Source organism: Ruminococcus champanellensis 18P13 = JCM 17042 (assembly GCF_000210095.1).
In the GTDB taxonomy this organism is placed as follows: Bacteria; Bacillota; Clostridia; order Oscillospirales; family Ruminococcaceae; genus Ruminococcus_F; species Ruminococcus_F champanellensis.
Map to the genome: position 1 here is coordinate 262709 of NC_021039.1, position 2989 is coordinate 265697.

The following is a 2989-nucleotide window of genomic DNA, read 5'->3' on the forward strand; positions in this document are numbered from 1 at the left end:
GATAACGGTAAACCCGTACTGCGTATGTTCAGCACGCAGAGCATCAAAGACAACATAAAAGAAAAAGGTCACTTCGTAAAGCGGTACTGCGTGACCCAAGCACGCAGAGCATAAAAGACAAGTCCGGAAAAGATGGTCACTGAAGGGTAGAAAAGGAAAACGCAAACAGCCGCCGTCCCTGCCGGAACGGCGGCTATGCCTAAAGCCGATACCCCTGCTGCCGCAGGCTGTCGATCACATCCCCCAGCACGGCGCAATTGGTGGCGGACACGGAATGCAGCAGATAAATGCCGCCTCCGTGGGCTGCCTCCGTCATGCGGCTGTATGCCTGTGCCGGATCCGGCTGCTGATCCACCAGCCAGTCCACATAGGCAAAGCTCCAGAACACCGTCTTGTACCCCAGCCTCTGGGCTGCCGCCAGAGACGCCTCCGAGTACTCCCCGCAGGGGGGCCGCAGATACTGCATCTCATACCCGTAGGTGTCCTGCACATACCGGTGCAGGCTCATGATCTCCTCCTCCAGCGCCGCTCCCTCCAGCTTGGGCATGGAAGCGTGGGTCATGCCGTGGTTCCCCAGTACATGCCCCTCGTCCACCATCCGCTGCACCAGCGCCGTCTCCTTCCTGGCGTAATCCCCCGTCAGAAAGAAGATCGCCTTCACATTCTTTTCCTTCAGCGTATCCAGGATCTGCGCCGTGTAACCGTTTTCATACCCCTGGTCAAAGGTCAGCAGAATATACCGGCTGTCCCCGGACAGGGCGCAGGCGTCGTAGCCTCCGTACTGCTGGTTGAATTCCACCGCCCCGATGGGTCTGTTCTGCCCGTCATACCGGCAGCCCTGCCCATAGCCGTGTACGTCCCCGGCATGCACCGTGCCGCTGAGTATGCACACCGCCGCCAAGCCTGCAATGCAGGCGCTCCATCTTCTCATTCCCATTCCATCCTTGCATCAAACTTCGGGCAGCACCCACAAAGTCCTGCGGCGCTGCCCAAGGTTAGTATGCGTGGGGATGCCGGGTACATACCCGGAGAAAAACGGAAACGGCAGCAGATTCCTCTGCCGCCGTGTGCCGTCCTAATCTTCCAGGTAGTTTCTGACGAGAACCTGAAGAAGCTCGTCCCGGTCAATGTGCCGGATCAGACTGCGTGCGTTGTTGTAGGTGGTTATGTAGGTGGGATCCTCGGACAGGATGTAGCCTACAATCTGGTTGATGGGGTTGTAGCCCTTCTGCACCAGTGCGTCGTATACAATGGTGAGGTTCCGCTTCAGCTCGTTTTCACGCTCCTGGTTTACGGAAAATGTCATGGTCTTGTCACACATAGCAATCCAATGGGATCAGAGCCTATTGCTCTGTCCACGCTCCTTTCTTTCAGTTTTCCCTTACTTCTCATGTTCTATTATACTATATTTGAATGCATTTCACAAGTGAAAATTTTTCAAATTGGCGTTTTGCTGTGTTTCATGTAATCTTTTTGTACAAAATAAACAAGGGGAAGCGGAGCATAGGCTCCGCCTCCGGCATCCCTGTTTAGCCGCAGCAGTTGCTGCGCAGCTCGAAGGAGTTGCAATCTGTGCATTCCGCCATGGTGGGGTTCTGCTCATGTGTGCCGATCCGGATCACGTCCAGAGAACACAGGTTGCAGCAAGCGTTGTTGTGCTTGCACTGCTGTACGGTACACTGAATGTGAGAATTCTTTTCCATTTTGTTCATCCTTCTTTCTTCATACTGTTCGCTTCCGAACAATCCTAGTATGACCACCGATCCGGGGAATATACGCATCAATCCTATACAATCTGTACAAGGAATGAAGCATTTCCTTGTCCAAGAAGCCGAAATTTGCGATTTTCTGTTGAAAAACTGTGCAAAACAGAGTACAATACCATTAGAAGTAGTCAAAATCATTATGAGTCAACCAAAATGGAAAAGGAAGGATATTTGTATGGAGTTGAGTACGAAAAAAACACGTCCCCGCCTGACGTTTGAGATTTATATTCCGGAACAGGCTGCACCTATCTCCAAGATGATGCAAACGGTGGATGTGCTGCGCAGTGCCAAGCCGGATTTCGTGCTGGCAACGGCGGATCACCGGCACGGCACCGGGCTGGAACGGGCAGTGGAGTTCGCCTCTATGATCCAGTCCGAGGGCGGCATCCCCGGAGCGGTGCTGATCCCCTCCATCTGCTACACCCGCACCCGGCTGAAGCTGCAGCTCCAGCAGATGAAGCGCCGGGGCATCACCCGGATCCTGGCGGTGCGTGGGGACGGCATGCGCCCGGATTTTGAACATGCAGACTTTCCCAGCGCAGCGGAGCTGATCGAATTCATCAAGGAAGTGGATCCGGAATTCCGGGTGGCTTCCGGATGCTTCCCGGAGAACCATCCCGAATCCCTGGGCATCGTCACGGACGTATGGCAGCTACGGCGGCAGGCGGACGCAGGTGCCTGCCGGATGATTACCCGGATGTTCTACAGCTTCCGGTACTTTGAGGCAGTGCAGAACCGACTGGAAATTGCCGGAGTGTACCTGCCCATGGACGCCGGGATCATGCCCATTCTCCGGAAGGAAGCGGTATCCCTGCTGCGACAGGATTTCGGGGTACGGCTGCCCCGTTCCTTTGCACAGCGGCTGGCACAGTATGAGGACGATCCCAAGGGCTTTTACGAGGAAGGGGTCAAGTATGCCAATGAGCAGATCCGGCGGCTGGTTGCCACGAGTGCCCCCGGGGTACATATTTTCAGCCACAATGACTCGGAGCTGATCACCCGGCTGTCCCACGGATTTTACGATGCCGTTTCAGATTTCCAGGCAGGCACGCTGGCGCAGGAATTTCTCTCCAAAGCATAAGGCAGGCACCGCACGATTTGTGCGGTGCTTTTGTTTTCCGTGTATTTTTCGTGACAGCTTTTTCCGGATTTATCTTTTATACTCTGCGTGCTCCATCCACGCAATACCGTTCTACCGGAATCTTGGGGGGATGCGTGTAACT

The 2989-nt window shown here is 54.7% G+C and carries 4 protein-coding genes; 1 reads left to right on the forward strand and 3 read right to left on the reverse strand.

Translation table 11 applies throughout. The features are described 5' to 3' along the window. Positions 1–199: 199 nt before the first annotated feature. The 3 genes from RUM_RS01190 to RUM_RS12305 form a co-directional block, all read right to left on the reverse strand. Positions 200–931, reverse strand: coding sequence for a polysaccharide deacetylase family protein (locus RUM_RS01190; protein ID WP_015557402.1), 732 nt, complete (start codon positions 929–931; stop codon positions 200–202). A 144-nt stretch (positions 932–1075) separates the two neighbouring features. Next, positions 1076–1321, reverse strand: coding sequence for an IreB family regulatory phosphoprotein (locus RUM_RS01195; protein ID WP_015557403.1), 246 nt, complete (start codon positions 1319–1321; stop codon positions 1076–1078). Between the two features lie 208 nt (positions 1322–1529). Beyond that, a complete protein-coding gene (locus RUM_RS12305) occupies positions 1530–1703 on the reverse strand; it encodes a DUF1540 domain-containing protein (protein WP_015557404.1) in 174 nt (57 codons plus the stop codon). Positions 1704–1941: 238 nt separating this feature from the next. Here RUM_RS12305 and RUM_RS01200 point away from each other — a divergent pair, with 238 nt between their 5' ends. Next, positions 1942–2847 (forward strand): methylenetetrahydrofolate reductase, encoded by a 906-nt coding sequence (locus RUM_RS01200; protein ID WP_015557405.1) that lies wholly within the window; start codon positions 1942–1944, stop codon positions 2845–2847. Positions 2848–2989 lie beyond the last annotated feature (142 nt).